The following is a 16,351-nucleotide window of genomic DNA, read 5'->3' on the forward strand; positions in this document are numbered from 1 at the left end:
CCGGGGCTGAAGAATCTGCTGTCGAACGCGTTCAAGTGCAGCGCGGGTGGCGGCGGCAGCCTGACCGTGGCGGCGGCGCTCGGCGGCTGGAGCGGCGGCGGTTGGCGAGGCGGCGGCTGGCATGGTGGAGGCTGGCGCGGCGGTTACTATCGGCGCGGCTGGGGCTGGGGATATCCGTTCGCTGCCGCGGCGGTCGGCTTCGGGCTCGGTTACGGCGCCTATGATTACTACGACGGCTACTACGGTAATCCGTACTACGCCGGCTACGGCTACGACGATGGCTATGGTTATGGTGACGGCGGCTGCTACGTCGTGCGCCGTCGCATGCTGACACCGTATGGCTGGCAAATCCGGCCCGTGCAGGTTTGCAACTGAGCCATCCCTTGAAGCATGGCCGGTCCATTCGATCGCCATGCTGATGGTCTTGGAATGATTGGCACGGCCTCGGTGTCTTGATGCCGAGGCCGTCGCGCATTGGTATGCGGTTTGCAAAGCCCTGCAACAGTCTGTGCGTGAACGCGTCGCGAAAACATCTGGTCCGGCTGCGATTGGAGCCGGGCCTTAGAGGACCTCAGAGATGCTGACCATTCCTGATCTGACCTTGCTGTTCATGGTGGTTGTTTCGAGTCTTGCCATTGCGTTGGTCTACGCGCTCCACCAGCTCGAGCCGAAGCTTGCGCGGTTGCGGCTGAGAACCGATCGCTTCCAGCGCGATCGCACCAAGTAGGCTGTCAACGCCGCTCGCTGCGGCTTCGGCCGCGGCGATTTTTGCGCGTGCTGAGCTGCAAGCTGAAACCGATTTGCGGACCGCACGTGCGCGAGCGCCGCTCCTGATGTGCGAAGCCCGGCTTTCCTTTTGGGTAGTCTCGGGGACCCTGGCTGCAGGGCCAAAAAACAAGGCCGTCGACGTAGTATACCGTCAACGACCTTGCCAGCCCCGGATATTGAAATCGGCTCACGCCATCCGGTCATTTAAGGATGACTCGGATTCGAGGGCCGATATGTGAACCAGTTCACAAAGTCCGGATTAATTCACGGTAACGGGCACTCATGCGAGGCTGCCGCAGCAGGCCTGGAGCCCGGAAGTTCCACCTTAGACCCTGATCTTGTTCGGGATTTGGCGCATTTTGATGGCCGGGCGCGTGGCACCCTCGGTCGTCAGCCGCGCGACTTGTGGCGTTTCCGGTTGGCGCTACGGGTGGCCTTCGAGCGTTTGCGCGGCTCGGGCTCGGCGGCCGGCTCATTGGCCTGCGCGCTTGCCAGTGACTGGCGCAGACCCTCGACCTGTTCGGTCAATGCAGCGACCTGGTCGGAGAGCCTCCTGGCGTCGGCCTGCTGCAGGGCGAACTGCTTGCGCATGGTCAGCAGCTGGTCCTGCACCTCCTGCAACTGGTCGATGGATTCCTGCTGGGTCACCTCCATGCCCTTGGTCTTTTCCACCAGGGCCTCGGATACCTGCGCTGTCCGCGCCTGCAATTGACGGGCGGCGATCATCCGGTCGGTCTCGGGCACGTTGCCGCTGAAGCTGCGCCACAGTGCGATCGAGCCGATCCCGAACAGCACGAGCACCAGTGCCACGGCGCCGATCGCGATCGGCTGCACGCCAATCAGGCTGCCGGTTTGTGAATTCCGGGGGGCAAGTTCGACCATGCGACCAGAACCGGACGTCAATTGAAAGGTTCGGAATACCACAACCACCGCGCGGGCAAAACCCCCGGAGATTCAAGCAGGTGGCGCGGGGAGTGCAAAACTCGCCGCAAATTCCGAGGCCTCTGTCCCAAAACGGGACTGTTCGACGCGAGCGGGTTCAGCGCGTCGGCGCGATCAGGCCAACCCTCATGTCCTTCGCCAGATAGACACACTCGCCATCGGCAAGCACACGGCCGTCGGCGATACCCAGCACCAGCCGGCCGCGCCTGACCTGGCGCATGTCGACCTCATAGCGCACCAACCTCACGTCCGGCGTGATGTGTCCCCTGAACTTGACCTCGCCGACCCCGAGCGCCCGGCCTTTGCCCGGCGAGCCCGACCAGCCCAGCCAGAAGCCGATGATCTGCCACATGGCGTCGAGCCCGAGGCAGCCGGGCATCACGGGGTCGCCGGCAAAGTGACAGGCGAAGAACCAATGATCAGGTGCAATGTCGAGTTCACCGGCGACATGGCCCTTGCCGAAGGCGCCACCCTCGGTGCTGATTTCGGTGATGCGATCCATCATCAGCATCGGTGGCGCCGGGAGTTGCGCATTGCTCGGGCCGAAATAGCCGCCCTCGCTCGATCGCAGCAGATCCGGCTTGGTGTAGGACGATTGCGGCGTGTGAAAATCGTGCGGGTTGAACAAGATGGCCACCAACCTTGGGGTTATTGTTGAACGTTAGCGGCGGCTGCGCCGCGTGGCTTTTGACCTCACTTTCGAGGCCTCCGCAGGCAGGCGCAGCGCCGCGGCGATGAAGGCCCAGATGTCGTCGGTGAGATCAGCCGGATCGGGTCTCCGTTCGCCGGTCAGCGCGCCGATCAATGCCTGGCGGATGCCGCCGATCATCAGCGCGATGGTGAGGTGAGGGTCGATGCCTGTGGCGACGATCCCGTCGCGCTGCGCCGCTTCGAGCATCCGCGCGCCGGCTGCGAGTTGCCGGGCAGTGAAGGCGGTCTCGACATCCAGCACCTCGGGCGCCCGGCTCAGCGGTCCGACCACGAGCCGGGCAAACGGATGCTCGTAGTGAAACGCGATATAGGCGCCGATCCGGGCCTTCTCGCGATCCGCCCAACCTGTCGCCGGCAGCTTGGCGCCACCGAACGCTGCCTGATCGAGCCGCTCGTAAAACGCCTCGACGACGGCGGCAATCAGGCCGGCTTTCGATCCGAAATGGTGATAGGCGAGCCCGACCGAGGCTTGCGCCCGTCTGGCGACGGCCTGCATCTCGAGATGTCCTTGGCCCTCGATCAGTTCGTCCTGGGCTGCGGCGAGCAGCCTTTCCCGCGTTGCCGGGTTGGCGACCGTCATTGTCCATCCGTAAGCTGAATTGAATTCAATTCAATTGGCCGGATGCTAGGAAGTCAAGCGTGGTGGCGCGAGCCGGCGATTGGACGGAAAGGCGGGGGATGGCAGTCGCGATCAAGACCGGGATCTCCGACCGATGACAACAACGCACCGGCCCGCGGAGGCGATCGTTTGGCGCTTCCGCGAGCGCTACATGCGCGGGGAATGGGACTCCGTGACCAACCAAACGGGCGAGTTCGTCAATGAGGCCGGCGAACTCGTTACGCGGCGCAATCCGATCCCGACCGGTGCCAGGATCAAGATCATGGAAGGCGAGTTCGCCGATCTCATTACGACGGTCCGCGGGCGGAAACACGGGAAGCTGGAATTCCTCGCGAATGGCAAGTGGGAGACCACCCGCGAGAGCAACGCGAGGGCGGCGTGAGACCGGTAAAGATTGACCCGCAGCCGGCGATTGTTCCAGTTCGGCGGAGCTTCACAGAGATCGATCGGGACGAGATCGTTCGTCAGACGCTCGAGGAGGCGGCCAAGCGTATCGAGGGCAGGGTAGGGAATACTTCGTACAGAGCGGCGTGGCGAGCTGCAGCGGCCATGATCCGATCTTGGAAGCCATAAGTGGAGACTGCAGCGGAGTGGTGTTCCAGTGGAAATGATTGATGAGTCATCCGACAGGCGAATTGAGCCTAGAGCGCAACTTAGACGTTGCAGATGTCTGGTCAGCAACGTACCGTCAGGCCAGACCAACTTAGAAACCATTCGCAAAGTGCGAGTGGGAGGGCTTTGCGAAATTCGCCTTGACTGCAATTCACAACCTTCGGCCGGTTTCCGGCGCTGAGGCGATTTCCGTCGCCGACGCGCACTCCAAGAATGTTGCCGCGGCGCCTCACCTAAAATACCGCCCGGACATTGACGGTCTCAGGGCCATTGCTGTTCTTTCTGTCGTCTTCTTTCATGCATTTCCAGAAGCGGTCCCGGGCGGATACGTCGGTGTAGACATATTCTTTGTTATCTCTGGCTGCTTGATTTCATCCATATTGTTTGCGGAGCTCGCAGAGGACCGATTGTCGATCGCCGCGTTTTACGCGCGACGTGTCCGGCGAATTTTTCCCGCTCTTGCGTGCTGCTTGGCAGCGGTGCTCGCTTACGGTTTTATCGCCCTAACCCCCGCTGAACTGGCGCAGGTAAGCAAGCACGCTTTCTTCGGCGCGGCGTTTTTGGCGAACATCGCGTTCTGGCTGCAGACCGGATACTTCGACGGAGCTGCTACGACCAAGCCGCTCCTGCATCTATGGTCTCTGGGCGTCGAGGAGCAATTCTACATAGTCTGGCCTGTCTTGTTGTGGCTGGGCTATCGAGGTCGGCTTAAGATCAGCGTCTTGATAGCCGTCCTGTTCGCGCTTTCTTTCACGACCAACATCGCGCTCTCGCGGACCAACATATTGGATGCCTTCTACCTTCCGATGCCGAGGTTTTGGGAGTTGCTTGCCGGGGCGGCTCTAGCCGTTGCGAGTCCAGCGATCATCTCGCCTCGAGCGCGCTCTGTAATCTCTGGCTTGGGCTTACTAGCTCTGATAGCCGCATTCGCACTGCTTTCACCCACGACAAGATTTCCAGGTTGGTTCGCGGTGCTTCCGGTGCTCGGAGCTAGCGCGATCATCTTCGCCGGGCCTCATGCCATTCTGAATCGAGCGCTGTCGCATCCCGCGCTCGTCAAAATTGGACTGATCAGTTACCCGCTCTACCTTTGGCATTGGCCGCTGATCTCCTACGCCTACATCATACGACTTGGAAAACCTCCGACATTGCTGATGGGCGGCGGTCTCATCGTTCTTAGTGTACTGCTGGCTTGGGCGACCTACCGCTTTATCGAAACGCCCATCCGCTTTGGTCCTCGGAAAAACAAGTCAACGTGGCTTGCCGCGGGTATTTTGAGCGGAGTTGGCGTTGCTGCGCTTGTCATCTGGCTCTTTAACGGTTTCCCGCAACGCCCCCCCGATATCGATTTGCAGGAAGTCGCGGCAGCCAAAGCGGACGGTAGCTTTAAGCCGACCTCGGGCATGGTCGTGACCGATCGTGATTGGATCCTCACTGCTCGGTTGGGGAAGGGGACGAAGAGCATTATTTTCGCTGGCGACAGTTTGCTTTTCCAATACGGCCCCCGCGTGCAGGAATTGTCAGACCAAGGGAAGTTAACAGCGAAAACCATCTTTGTGACCGGCCCGCGCTGTCCCGCGGTTCCTGGCGTTATTCAGCTTGACCAATTTGCGCGGTGCGCGAAGTTACCTGACGTGGTGGCTAAGTTGGTTCGCTCAGAAGCGATCAAGGTAGTGGTCCTAGGAGCAGGCTGGAGCGGATATAGTGAAGACTCGATGTCCGCAGAGCGCGACGGGGTAACAGCAAAGCTAAACACGGCGCTCGGCAAAGACCTCTTTTACCGGAACCTTGAGCAGTATGTGAAGTCACTGCAGGCTGCGGGTGCCAATGTGTACTTGATCCTTGGGCACCCCATCAACATGCGGTTCGATCCAGATCAAATGGTTAAGCGAAGCATCGCGGGGGTGTCGTTCCCCCCAGATGTGGAGAAGCCAATCTCGGTGCAGGAGTTGAGATCCACTCAGAATTATTCTGATGGCAGGCTTCGCGAGGTCGCGGATCATACTGGTGCCGAACTGCTCAATCCCTTCCCAGACATCTGCGGGTCAAGCGAACAATGTTCGCCGTTCTTCGAGAACCGCCGGCCGAAATATACCGATTTCACCCACCTGCGCCCGGCTTTCGTGCGAGATCATATACACTTCCTCGATCAAATCTTGACCGCTCCGTAATCCGGCCGGCCAAGATCCGGATAGCGTTCCAAAAATGGTCGTCGTGGAGGTTATCGAACCTGACGAAGTGAACCAGAACGGTACCGGAACAAATTCCCGGAATTTTCCCCGTGCGCTTGCGTCGAGTCGTTCCGTCTCGAAGCGTCTCTAGACGCGGTTCCGCGCCGCCTCAAACCCCGCTGAAATATAAGGGTTTCAGCGCTTTTGCCGCCCCGCAAAAGGTTGCGGCCAGGCTTTGGGGGAAGCCTGGCCGCGCGCGAACCGGTCTGGGACGGGGAGGGGTGGGGATGTGACCGGGTCGCGAACTCGAAAATCCTTGGCTCTCTGCTCAGCGCGAGCTTGCGGTTGAAACTGCGGGGCGGTTGTCGCCGAGCGAGACCCACACATTGGGATCGCTCTGCGATTGCCGCTTGACGAAGCGGTAGCCGGTCTCCGTCCAGGTGACGATGCTCTCGTTCTGGTTATCGAGCACGAACTCACCCTTGTCGGTCTTCACCGTCAGCACCGCGTGGCCTTCGCCCTTCTTGTCGCGGACCACGGTGATCAACAGCGCCTCGCGGGGCCAGCCGGCGTCCATCAGCATCTTGCGCTTCAGGAGCACGTAGTCTTCGCAGTCGCCGTAACCGTCGGATGGCAACGACCATTTCTCGATCACGCCCCAATGATCCATGTCGGTCATCGGCTTGATGGATTCGTTGACCCACTTGTTGACCCGCACGAGGTCGCGCCAAGCGGTCTGCGACAACACGATGTCGCGTGGTTGCGTCTTGCCGCCGCGGCACTCGGCCGGATTGTCGGCGCAGAACCCGACCCAGCCGACCGGCGACCGCGCGACGTCCCCGAGGCTGGCGTAGCCCACGTCGCCGGCCTTGGCCGACACGCACGTTGCAAAAAGGATGGCGGCAACCGCCAGACCTTTTCCCTGTCCCCTGAAACCAAACATTGTGGCCCCCGTTCTTTTTGTTGGGACCACGTTTCGCACAAAGCTTTTGCGCCGCCGCTAAGTGCGCGAAGTAGATTTGACGCGAATACTGGTAAAAGCTGCGGCGAATTCGATCTTTACTTGAATCGAATTCGCCTAAAATTTGAAACAACTGCAATTTATTCAAATTTTATGCATTAATACGGAGAACGCTGCGCCAGCGCGGTTTGTTGCGTCAAAAGCTCCGGCCGTTAACCGCCGATTTTACTGCGCCAAACGCGCCGAAGGCGGCCACCGGTGTACCGGAGGCCGCCTTCGCGGGCTGAAAACGGGGGTCTTGAGCGGTTTTTCGCTTTACCTCGCGGTAACGCTCTCTTCGAGCGTTTCCGCGGATTGCTCGTGGACGAACTCGAGCGCGAAGCCTTCCTCGAGATTTCGCACCACGCGGGCCTGCACCCGGCCGAGCATCACCAGCGACTTCAGCGGCGGGCGGTTCTCGGCGGCGATCGCAGCGCCGGACAGCGAAAGGTCGATGATACGGCAGGTCATCCGCGTGCCGTCTTCCTGGGTGAGCAGGGCGATCGGGTTGCGCGGCACGATACGGTCGTGGCGGCGATCCTCGGGCAGATTGAGGATGTCGCGGTTGGCGAGCCAGGTGAGCTGGGCGGCGAGCTTGTCGCGCTTGCGCGCGGTGGCGCCGATCGTCATCGCAAAGCCGTTGTCGATGATCCGGGTGATGCGGCCCTCGACCCGGCCGATATGGTCGAGATAAGCGATCACGCGGTCGCCGACATTGCCGATGCCGGGCGCCAGCAGTGCGAGGCCGCCCGGGGACATGTTGATAATCTGGCAGGGAAACTCGCGCCGGTCGGGCAGCATGTAGCGGCCGAGCAGGTGTACCTTGACGCGCTGGAAGCGGCGCCGCTCCTCGGCTGCGGGGACGACGGTAGTTTTCTTCTGTGCAAACGACATCACGACAAACCCGGCCACCGTCCATTCGGAGCCCCGACGACCCTAAGGCTGATAGGGTTAACGGGGCGTTACGGTTGAGATGGGGAACCCGCACACGGTGCAAGAGAAGTGCGCGGTGCTGCCGCGCGCAGCTTCTCAAGAGATTGCGCCCGCTTCGCGCGCCGCATCCGGTTCGCCGAACCACCGCGACATGGCCTGAGCAGCGTCCTCAAGCTGGGGGGCGGTGTCGGCGGCCCAGGCGACGACGCCGTCGGGGCGCACGAGCACGGCGCTGAGGCCGAGCCGATCCCTGGCGTCGCTTGCGACATAGTCAACCCGCCCACGCCAGCGATCGCCGAGCGCTTGCAGGGGCGAGCGCGGCTCGAAGTCGAGCAACAGGCCGCGCCCGTCTCTGAGCAGTTCGCCGAGCATCATCCCGCAGGCGAGCGCGAAGTCGGGCGCGCTGCGGCCCACCAGCGGATGGCCGCCGCCGAGATCGTAGCGGAGCGAAACGCCCCACACGCGCTCGGCAAAATATGTCGCGCCGTCCGATGTCGCGATCAGATCGCGGATGATGGCTTCGAGCGCCCGCGAACTCCGGCTTGGCCGCATCAGTGCGACCTGGGCGCGTGACCAGTCGAGGACTTGCGCGCCCACCGGATGCCGCTCGCTCATATAGCTGTCGAGCAGGCCGGCCGGCGCGTCGCCGCGGATCGTGGCCGCGAGTTTCCAGCCGAGGTTCATCGCATCGCCGAGCCCGAGATTGAGCCCCTGGCCGCCGAGGGGAGAATGGATATGCGCGGCATCGCCCGCGAGCAGCACGCGACCGTTGCGGTAAGCCGTCGCCTGACAGGCGCGATCCGTCCAGGTGGTGGCGAGCTTGAGCGCCGTCAATGTGACGTCGGTGCCGGAGACGTGGCGCAATATCGCCTGCACCCGCTCGCGCGTGATGGGTTGGGTTCGATGGAAGGCGCCGCCGTCGAATTCGACCATCGCGATCGTACCGGGATGCGCGTGTGTATACATGCCCGTGGGCGTGTAGTTGCGGCCCGGACGCAGCTTGTCCGGATCTGATATCTCGACTTCGACCGAATAGCCGGTGAACTCGGGATCGGTGCCGACGAAATCGAAGCCGCCGGCCTTGCGCACCATGCTGCGGCCGCCGTCGCAACCGACCAGCCAGCGTCCGTGGAACGTGTGGCCGGCGGCCCCAACGGTCACACCGTCATCGGACTGATCAATCGCCTCGACGCCGAGGCCGCGCCTGATCTCGACGCCCACAGCGGTTGCGCGCGCGGCCAAGGCGGATTCGAGTGACTCCATGTCGACCGCGATGCTGGTGCCGGCCGGGCTCGGCAGGCGAAACGCCCATTTCGACGTGTCGATATCGTCGTGAAAGAACTGGATGCCGGCGAAGTGGCCGGCCGGGCGGCGCGGCTGTTGCATCCAATGCGCGCCAACCGATGCGTTGCCGACCGAATCTTTCGCACGCGGCGGCGCCACGATGTCGTCCAGCATCCCGCGACGATGGAGGGCTTCGATGGTGGGCGCCGAGAGACCGCGCATGCCGAACGGCAGCCGCTTCAACGGTGAGCGCGGGTCCGCGGCCTGCTCCAGCACCAGCACCGAGAGCTTTGCGAGCCGCAGCTCACAGGCGAGCATCAGGCCGACCGGGCCGGCACCGGCGATCACGACATCATAGGGGAGGAGGTGGTGGTTGTGCATGAACTGCTCCTTTGTCGATGTTCGACCGGAGCGGTTCGTCGGGTTGAGAACCACACGGACGAACAATGGACGCCTGGACGGCGTCCGGTGTTCGTCGTGGGGATCTCGCGCATCAAGCAGGAGACCAGAGCTTTCGTTTCGAAAGGACTTCGATTTCGAAAGGACTTCGATTTTGAAAGGACTTCGATTTTGAAAGGACTTGGGCTTACCAAACCAAGTCTGCCTTTTCCGACGCTGGTCGTATAGCGGTGTGGCGCCTGGTCTGCAACGGCGATCCGGCGTGCGGATGACGGCAACAATGCGCAGCTGCTATGCCCCGGCGACCGCATCGGCATCGCGCAGGCCATCGACGCGGCGCGAACCCGGGCGCGGCCCAAGATTATCCGGCGTCTTGATGTTGCTCGCCAATCCTGTTGCCTCGAACGCCTTGATCAGCCACCAGCCGAGGTCGATCTGACCCGGCAGCAGCCCGAGCTTCGCGGAGCCGGGGTAGGCATGGTGATTGTTGTGCCAGCTCTCGCCCATGCTGATCAGCCCGGCGATGCCGACATTGTAGCCCTGGGCCGCAACGCCTTCGATGACCCAGGTCTGTCCGCCCTTGCGATGCGAGTAATGACCGATCAGCCAGTGACCGGTGACGCACACGGCGACCCGGACGCAAATGCCCCAGACCAGCCAGCTCCACGAGCCGATCGCAAAGAACAGCATTGCCCAGGGCAATTGCTGCCACATCCAGGTTCGCTCGACGAAGGCGTAGAAGCGGTCACCGGCGAGCCGCGGTTCGAGCCGGAAGACCGGCGGGTGTTTCAGCGCGAGCGTACAGTGAAGTTGCCACCAGGCATCGCGCCAGAAGCCGGCAGCGTGGCGGGAGTAGCCATGGCACGCTGCCTGCCGTTGCGCCCAGTCGCGGAAATCATGCAGCCTCACCATGCCGTAGGGGCCGGCCATCCCGACCAGCGTGCCGAGATAAACGCAGAGCCGCTCGAGCCACAGCGGACAGTCGAAGCTCGCATGGATCAGGCGCCGGTGCATGCCGACCGAATGTCCGAAGCACAGCGTGATCGCGCTGGTCACGATGAACAGCGCGAACGCGCTCCACGAGAACAGCAGCGGCCCGAAGATGATCGCAACCGCGGTCATGCTGCCGAGCCATAGCGATTTCGCGGGCGCCCATTGCACACGTCCGTCCAGTGGGTCGGTGCTGTCGTCCGCGAAGATTCGTTCGGACCCGGGCTGAAGCTTCATTCCAATACCTGATGGTGCCACCGCAGGGTGGGGTGGAGCGACCATTGCTGTCAATCCGCCGCGCTCATCCGTCGTGTCGTAGCCGACATTGGCATCTCCGGCCACTTCACCTAACTTGTCGCGACCTGGTGAGCTCATTGGCTTAGTCAGCGCTTGGGGCGGGGACGTTCGATCATGCGACAGAAATTGTGGCTTGTGCTGGTTACTGCAATCGTTGCGGGCGCCGGCGCCGCGCGCGCCGCCGAAATGCGGGTCACCTTGCTCGGCACCGGCACGCCGACGCCACGGCTCTCCAGCTTCAGCGCCTCGACGCTGGTGGAAGCGGGACCTGAGAAGCTGATTTTCGATTTCGGGCGCGGCTCGACGATCCGCCTGTTCCAGAAGAAGATCCCGATCGGTGCGATCACGGCGCACTTCATCACCCATCTGCATTCCGACCATGTCGTGGGCCTTCCCGACATGTGGTTGACGGGATGGATCGGCACGCCGTTCGGCTCGCGCAAGACCCCGATGGTGATCTTCGGGCCGAAGGGCACGGTGGCGATGACCGAAAATCTCACCAAGGCGTTCTCCGAAGACATCCGCATCCGGATCGACGACGAGAACTATCCGCCTTCGGGTGTCGCGTTCGCAGCGAAGGACATCGAGCCGGGCACGGTTTACGAGCACAACGGCGTCAAGGTCACCGCGATCGAGGTCAATCACGGCGAGAAGATCAAGCCATCGTTCGGGTATGTCGTCGAATATGACGGCAAAAAGGTCGTGCTGTCGGGCGACACCAAGCCGGACGAGCGGGTGGCAAAGGCGGCCGAGGGCGCCGACCTCCTGATCCATGAGGTCGCGGTGATCGATCCGGACCTGTTCAAGGACTATCCGAACTACCGGGCGATCGAGAACCATCACACCTCGCCGGAGGAGGCCGGCAAGATCTTCGCTGAGGCGAAGCCGAAGCTTGCGGTCTACTCGCATATCGTGTTCGCGAGCCAGCCGCCGACACAGGACGTGCCGGAGGACGTCCTGCTGAAGCGGACGCGCACGACCTATCAGGGGCCGCTGGTGATCGGGCACGACCTGATGTCGTTCGTGATAACGGACAAGGTCGAGGGCTTTTCGCCGGACGGCACTGCACTGAAGTGACAGTCGCTGAAATGACAGTCCCGGCGTGAGAGCAACGCGGCGAGGTTATTCGGCTTCGCCGTCCGTTGTCGGTTCGACAGTCTCCGCCGGCGGTTCAACGGTCACCGCTTTCAGCACCTTGCGTTTCGCCGCGCGGATCTCGAGCTGCAAAGGCGGCTGATAGGACCCGGCTGGCGGCTCGAACATGAAGGCGTGGTGCCCGTCGCCCTTGTTGAGCTTGAGAAGATCCTTGCGGAACTGATCGGCGACGACTTCGGCAACGTGATCGCCGTTGAAATAGATATCGATCGTCACCCGCTTGTCGGGGTGCTGGTCGTACAAGGCCCAGCCGGCGATTCTGTTCTCGTTGAAAACGTCGACATGGCCGGTGACCTCGCCTGAGAGGCTCTCGATGCCGGCTTCGATCACCTCGAGGTCGCTCCTGTAGATCGATCGCGTGACGTCAAAGCTGAAATTCGCCGTATCGACGCATTGGTCCAGCAGGCTCTGCCGATGCTCTTTCATTCGTTGCAGCGTGTCCAGTTCGCCCATCTTGACGTACATGCCAACGATGCCTTCGATACCTGGATTCATGGTGTCGTCCCCGCAATGCTACAAGCTTCTTCGTACTCAGCTGCATTCACAATCGATAGTTTCTTGCGATGCGCGAAAAAATACTCCCGTCGAGAGTTGAAGCGCCTCGTCCCGCCAAGGTCTGTCATGAATCCCTTCATGACAGGCATTCATGACATCCCAATCGTCCTGACCTAAAGTCGGTGCGGCCGTGCCCGGCCCAACGACAAGGACAGGGAGAGCGAACCGATGGAGCAGATCCGCGTCTGCACCCATGATGGACCTGGAGCCAAGCCCGCAATCCGGACCGTGCCATGGCCGGAAGTCGGCAAAAAGGCGGCCTTGATCAAGGTCGGCTCCTGGGGCTTTACCGGCAACGACCTGCCGCTCGGCGTCGACATGCCCTACCGCACGCGCAACAAATACCCCTGGCTCGACATGCAGACGATCTATCCGTTCACCGAGGATGGCGTGGCGTGCGCGGTCGCCGACGCGAGGGCGATGAAGACGGTGAAGTCGACCATCGTGCCGTGGCCGGAACTGGTCGGGTGAGGCAGATGTAAGGGCGCGCCGCAAATCCTGTTGCAGTGCTCCCAAGGAATAGCGGCCGGGTGCTGCCGATCATGCTCTGATATCGCTCGCCGGGGCGACGGCCGGGAGCTAACATCTGATGATGCAGTCGAACCGTGTGCCGCCGAGTGCAACGTTTGCGGGGGGGACCGTGTCCGCGGACTTCCCGCTGTTCAGGACGCTCAGCGCGGAGCAGCGGCTGATCGCCTTTGGCGCAATGACCCGGCGCGACCTCGTGCGCGGCGAGCTGCTGGTCGAGCAGGGCGGCGCCTCGGATGCATTGTTCCTGGTGCTGCACGGAGCGCTCGCGGTGTACCGGACCGATCATTCCGAGCCGATTGCGGAGCTTCGGGCCGGCGAGCTGGTTGGCGAGATCGGCTTCTTCGCCAACATCCCGCGCACGGCCAATGTGATCGCGATCCGCGATACCAGCGTGCTGGTGCTGACACGTGCGGCCTATGCGAGGCTTGTCCAGGAAACGCCCGGCATCATCGACGCACTGCTGGCCGCGCTTGCACAGCGATTTGCGGTCCAGACTGCGCGCCTGTTGCCGGTCCGGGCGTCACCGAAGGCGCGGACCGTTGCGTTGGTCTCAGGCGGACGGGAGCGGGTGCCTGCTGCCTTTGAAGCGCGCCTGCGTCAGAGCCTTGCCGCGGCCGGTGCCGAGATCGTCGACCTCGCGCGCGTTCAAGCCAGGTTTCCCGGCCGCGCGCTCGACGCATCCGAAGTCGCCGACTGGCTCAACGGGATCGAGTACGACGCGCCGCTGGTGGCCTATTTCGGGGGTCACGAAGCCTCGGAATGGGCGCGGAAAACCATTCGCCAGGCCGACCTCGTCGTGTTCTCCTGCCGCGGCCATGCTCCCGCGCCCGACCTGACCGAGATCGAAAGCTTCGCCTGCTCCGTGCATCCGGCGTCGGCGCGGCGCCTGGTTCGTGTTCACGACGCGAGGCGTCACGAGGTCAGCGGCACCGCGGCCTGGCTCGCGCGGCTTCCATGCTTCATGCATCATCATGTCGCGCTCGAGGACCAGATCGATATCGACAGCCTGGTGCGCTTCCTGTGCGGCCGCGCCGTCGGGTTTGTCGCCGGCGGCGGCGGCAGCCTCGGCACCGCGCATGTCGGGATCTACAAGGCGTTTTGCGAGCGCGGCGCGATGTTCGATATCTTTGTTGGCACCAGCGTCGGTTCGGCGATGGCGGCGGGCTTTGCCAAGAACTACGACGCCGAGCATCTCGAGCGCGGCACCCATGAGATTTTCGTCTCCAGCCGCAGCTTCCGTCGCCCGACCTGGCCGCGCTACGCGCTGCTGGACCACAAGGCCTTCGATGCGGCGCTGGCCGATCAGTACGGCCTGCATTGCCGCATCGAGGATTGCTGGCGGCCGTTCGCGGCGGTCGCGACCAATCTGTCGACGCACAGTCTCGAATTGATCCGCACCGGTCTGCTGTGGCAGGCGGTGCGCGCATCGAGCGCCATCCCCGGCCTGCTGCCGCCGTTCTATACAAGGGACGGTTCGATGCTGGTCGACGGATGCCTCGTCGACAACGTGCCGCTGGCGCAGATGCATCAGCTGAAGAGCGGGCCGAACCTGGTGGTCCATTTCGGCGAGCCGGCGACCGAGATGTTCGACGTCGACTATGCGGCGCTGCCGGGGCGGCTCGAGCTGCTGGCGTCGCTGCTGACGCCGTTCCGGAGAAAATCGCTTCCGGCGGCTCCAAGTGCCGTCAACGTGTTGTGGCGTAGCCTCGTCGCGCATCAGCGCTACGATACGCTGCCGACCACGCCGCTCGACATGGTGATGCGCCCGCCGACGCCCGATGGCATCGATGTGACGGATTTCGATCGCCATCAGGAGATTTTCGAATCCTCGTACCGCTGGGCCCAACAGATTATTGCGGCCTCGGAGGCGGTGCATAACCCGGCCCTGGCGGCAATCGTCGCGTCGGCCATGGCTGGGGACGAGAGCGCGGATCACGCGACAGTGACCGCGCCGGTTTCCCAACAGGCCCGCGTCGGCTGAACGGCTTGCAGGCGGCGGCGAAGTCGACCATCGTGCCGGACGGAAATCCGGAGAACACGATGCCTTTCGATTTGATTCTGCGCGGCGGACGGGTGATCGACCCGTCGCAAAAGCTCGATGCGGTGACGGACGTCGCCTTTGCCGGCGGCAAGGTCGCAGCAATCGGCCGAGAGCTGAAGGCCGATGCCGCGACCGACGTTCGCGACGTGTCGGGGCTGATCGTCTCGCCGGGGATCATCGACCTGCACACGCACGTCTATTGGGGTGGCACCTCGCTCGGCATCGACGCCGAGGAGTTTTGTCGCGCCTCCGGCGTCACCACCTCGGTCGATACCGGCAGCGCCGGCCCCGGCAACTTCGCCGGCTTTCGCAAGCATGTGATCGAGCCGAGCCAGGTCCGCATCCTCGCCTATCTGCATGTCTCGCATGCCGGCATCTTCGGCTTCTCGGACCGCGTGATGGTCGGGGAGAGCGAGGAGCTGCGGCTGATGAATCCGGTCGACGCCGCGCGCGTGGCCGTCGAGAACCGCGACCTCATCGTCGGCATCAAGGTGCGGGTCGGCCTGTTCGCCTCGGGCACCTCTGGACTGGTGCCGCTCGAGATTGCGCTGGAAGTTGCAGAGCAGGTCGGCATGCCGCTGATGGCGCATATCGACCATCCGCCGCCGAGCTATGAGGAGGTGCTGGCGCGCCTGCGCCCGGGCGACGTGCTGACCCATGCGTTCCGTCCGTTCCCCAACACGCCTGCGACCGCGCAGGGTACGGTGAAGAAGGTGGTGCTGGAGGCCCGCGAGCGCGGCGTGCTGTTCGACATCGGCCACGGCAAGGGCTCGTTCGCCTTCAAGACCGCGCGTGCGATGCTCGCCAACGGCTTCTATCCCGACACCATCTCCTCCGACATCCATCAGCTTTGTATCGACGGCCCGGCCTTCGACCAGGTGACGACGATGTCAAAATTCCTCTGCATGGGGATGCCGCTGCCGGACGTGATCGCGGCGTCCACCGTCAATGCCGCGGTGGCGTTGCGGCGGCCGGAGCTCGGCAGCCTCAAGCCGGGCAGCGTCGGCGACGCCACGCTGCTCTCGATCAAGGAAGGCCAGTTCGATTATGTCGACGTGGTCGGCGAACACCTGACCGGCGATCGCAAGATCGCATCCGAAGGTGTCGTGATCGGCGGACGCTGGTGGCACCCGAGATAGGGCGTGCGCTCAAAGAGTCCGCTTCGGCTTCTTCCCCAAAAGCTGACTTCGAGGGTGTCTGAATCGATGTCGGCTAAGGGCCCAGGCCGTGTGAAAACTCCGCCTCTACTATTAGTATTCTCCGGTGAATCGACGGGGACGGGCGATGGCGGGATTCGTGGAAGGGGTTGATCGCGGACAGAGCACGTTGTTCCCTGCACGGCT

General features: G+C 62.9%; 15 protein-coding genes and 1 pseudogene. 8 read left to right on the forward strand and 8 right to left on the reverse strand.

What is annotated here, in order from left to right; genetic code table 11:
* Together FNJ47_RS35915 and FNJ47_RS35920 are read left to right on the forward strand one after the other, a co-directional pair.
* The coding region (locus FNJ47_RS35915; protein ID WP_347341756.1) for a hypothetical protein at positions 1-375 on the forward strand (375 nt) is incomplete at its 5' end.
* A 202-nt stretch (positions 376-577) separates the two neighbouring features.
* Positions 578-727: a hypothetical protein gene (locus tag FNJ47_RS35920; RefSeq protein WP_163160625.1), complete on the forward strand. Its 150-nt coding sequence runs from the start codon at positions 578-580 to the stop codon at positions 725-727.
* A 431-nt stretch (positions 728-1,158) separates the two neighbouring features.
* Here the strand turns inward: FNJ47_RS35920 and FNJ47_RS35925 are convergent, their stop codons facing one another.
* The 3 genes from FNJ47_RS35925 to FNJ47_RS35935 form a co-directional block, all read right to left on the reverse strand.
* Entirely contained in the window at positions 1,159-1,650 is a 492-nt protein-coding gene (locus tag FNJ47_RS35925; protein WP_163160626.1) for a hypothetical protein, read from the reverse strand.
* Between the two features lie 157 nt (positions 1,651-1,807).
* Positions 1,808-2,338, reverse strand: a complete 531-nt coding sequence (gene fabA, locus FNJ47_RS35930; RefSeq protein ID WP_163160627.1) for a bifunctional 3-hydroxydecanoyl-ACP dehydratase/trans-2-decenoyl-ACP isomerase — start codon at positions 2,336-2,338, stop codon at positions 1,808-1,810.
* Positions 2,339-2,371: 33 nt separating this feature from the next.
* A complete protein-coding gene (locus tag FNJ47_RS35935; RefSeq protein ID WP_163160628.1) occupies positions 2,372-3,001 on the reverse strand; it encodes a TetR/AcrR family transcriptional regulator in 630 nt (209 codons plus the stop codon).
* A 133-nt stretch (positions 3,002-3,134) separates the two neighbouring features.
* On the opposite strand from FNJ47_RS35935, the gene FNJ47_RS35940 reads away from it, so the two are divergent.
* A complete protein-coding gene (locus tag FNJ47_RS35940) occupies positions 3,135-3,422 on the forward strand; it encodes a hypothetical protein (RefSeq protein ID WP_163160629.1) in 288 nt (95 codons plus the stop codon).
* Between the two features lie 370 nt (positions 3,423-3,792).
* Positions 3,793-5,823 carry an acyltransferase family protein gene (locus tag FNJ47_RS35945; protein WP_163160630.1) on the forward strand — a complete coding sequence of 677 codons (2,031 nt, stop codon included), beginning with the start codon at positions 3,793-3,795 and terminating at the stop codon, positions 5,821-5,823.
* A 328-nt stretch (positions 5,824-6,151) separates the two neighbouring features.
* Here FNJ47_RS35945 and FNJ47_RS35950 read toward each other — a convergent pair whose 3' ends face one another.
* The 4 genes from FNJ47_RS35950 to FNJ47_RS35965 all read right to left on the reverse strand — a co-directional run bounded on the left by FNJ47_RS35950 (position 6,152) and on the right by FNJ47_RS35965 (position 10,666).
* Positions 6,152-6,766, reverse strand: coding sequence for a transglutaminase-like cysteine peptidase (locus FNJ47_RS35950; RefSeq protein WP_163160631.1), 615 nt, complete (start codon positions 6,764-6,766; stop codon positions 6,152-6,154).
* A 333-nt stretch (positions 6,767-7,099) separates the two neighbouring features.
* Positions 7,100-7,717: a PilZ domain-containing protein gene (locus FNJ47_RS35955; protein ID WP_163160632.1), complete on the reverse strand. Its 618-nt coding sequence runs from the start codon at positions 7,715-7,717 to the stop codon at positions 7,100-7,102.
* Between the two features lie 135 nt (positions 7,718-7,852).
* Positions 7,853-9,421, reverse strand: coding sequence for an FAD-dependent monooxygenase (locus tag FNJ47_RS35960; protein ID WP_163160633.1), 1,569 nt, complete (start codon positions 9,419-9,421; stop codon positions 7,853-7,855).
* 309 nt (positions 9,422-9,730) lie between these two features.
* Positions 9,731-10,666 (reverse strand): acyl-CoA desaturase, encoded by a 936-nt coding sequence (locus FNJ47_RS35965; RefSeq protein WP_163160634.1) that lies wholly within the window; start codon positions 10,664-10,666, stop codon positions 9,731-9,733.
* Positions 10,667-10,840: 174 nt separating this feature from the next.
* Here FNJ47_RS35965 and FNJ47_RS35970 point away from each other — a divergent pair, with 174 nt between their 5' ends.
* Positions 10,841-11,803: an MBL fold metallo-hydrolase gene (locus tag FNJ47_RS35970; RefSeq protein ID WP_163160635.1), complete on the forward strand. Its 963-nt coding sequence runs from the start codon at positions 10,841-10,843 to the stop codon at positions 11,801-11,803.
* A gap of 45 nt (positions 11,804-11,848) precedes the next feature.
* Here FNJ47_RS35970 and FNJ47_RS35975 read toward each other — a convergent pair whose 3' ends face one another.
* Complete coding sequence (locus FNJ47_RS35975; RefSeq protein ID WP_163160636.1) at positions 11,849-12,376, reverse strand: hypothetical protein; 528 nt, start codon at positions 12,374-12,376, stop codon at positions 11,849-11,851.
* Between the two features lie 330 nt (positions 12,377-12,706).
* Here FNJ47_RS35975 and FNJ47_RS35980 point away from each other — a divergent pair.
* From FNJ47_RS35980 to FNJ47_RS35990, 3 genes and pseudogenes are all read left to right on the forward strand, one after another.
* Positions 12,707-12,907, forward strand: a pseudogene (locus tag FNJ47_RS35980) (sorbitol dehydrogenase); the annotation flags it as partial.
* A gap of 169 nt (positions 12,908-13,076) precedes the next feature.
* Complete coding sequence (locus FNJ47_RS35985) at positions 13,077-14,948, forward strand: patatin-like phospholipase family protein (protein WP_347341758.1); 1,872 nt, start codon at positions 13,077-13,079, stop codon at positions 14,946-14,948.
* A gap of 59 nt (positions 14,949-15,007) precedes the next feature.
* On the forward strand, positions 15,008-16,147 hold the full coding sequence (locus FNJ47_RS35990) for an amidohydrolase/deacetylase family metallohydrolase (protein WP_163160637.1): 1,140 nt from the start codon (positions 15,008-15,010) through the stop codon (positions 16,145-16,147).
* Positions 16,148-16,351 lie beyond the last annotated feature (204 nt).

Source organism: Bradyrhizobium uaiense (genome assembly GCF_010811875.1).
GTDB lineage: Bacteria > Pseudomonadota > Alphaproteobacteria > Rhizobiales > Xanthobacteraceae > Bradyrhizobium > Bradyrhizobium uaiense.

Bases quoted from the DNA above. Each gene is read 5' to 3' on its own strand.
- FNJ47_RS35920 (WP_163160625.1), top strand. From the start codon at position 578: ATGCTGACCATTCCTGATCTGACCTTGCTGTTCATGGTGGTTGTTTCG.
- FNJ47_RS35925 (WP_163160626.1), bottom strand. From the start codon at position 1,650: ATGGTCGAACTTGCCCCCCGGAATTCACAAACCGGCAGCCTGATTGGC.
- FNJ47_RS35935 (WP_163160628.1), bottom strand. From the start codon at position 3,001: ATGACGGTCGCCAACCCGGCAACGCGGGAAAGGCTGCTCGCCGCAGCC.
- FNJ47_RS35940 (WP_163160629.1), top strand. From the start codon at position 3,135: ATGACAACAACGCACCGGCCCGCGGAGGCGATCGTTTGGCGCTTCCGC.
- FNJ47_RS35950 (WP_163160631.1), bottom strand. From the start codon at position 6,766: ATGTTTGGTTTCAGGGGACAGGGAAAAGGTCTGGCGGTTGCCGCCATC.
- FNJ47_RS35955 (WP_163160632.1), bottom strand. From the start codon at position 7,717: ATGTCGTTTGCACAGAAGAAAACTACCGTCGTCCCCGCAGCCGAGGAG.
- FNJ47_RS35960 (WP_163160633.1), bottom strand. From the start codon at position 9,421: ATGCACAACCACCACCTCCTCCCCTATGATGTCGTGATCGCCGGTGCC.
- FNJ47_RS35965 (WP_163160634.1), bottom strand. From the start codon at position 10,666: ATGAAGCTTCAGCCCGGGTCCGAACGAATCTTCGCGGACGACAGCACC.
- FNJ47_RS35970 (WP_163160635.1), top strand. From the start codon at position 10,841: ATGCGACAGAAATTGTGGCTTGTGCTGGTTACTGCAATCGTTGCGGGC.
- FNJ47_RS35975 (WP_163160636.1), bottom strand. From the start codon at position 12,376: ATGAATCCAGGTATCGAAGGCATCGTTGGCATGTACGTCAAGATGGGC.
- FNJ47_RS35990 (WP_163160637.1), top strand. From the start codon at position 15,008: ATGCCTTTCGATTTGATTCTGCGCGGCGGACGGGTGATCGACCCGTCG.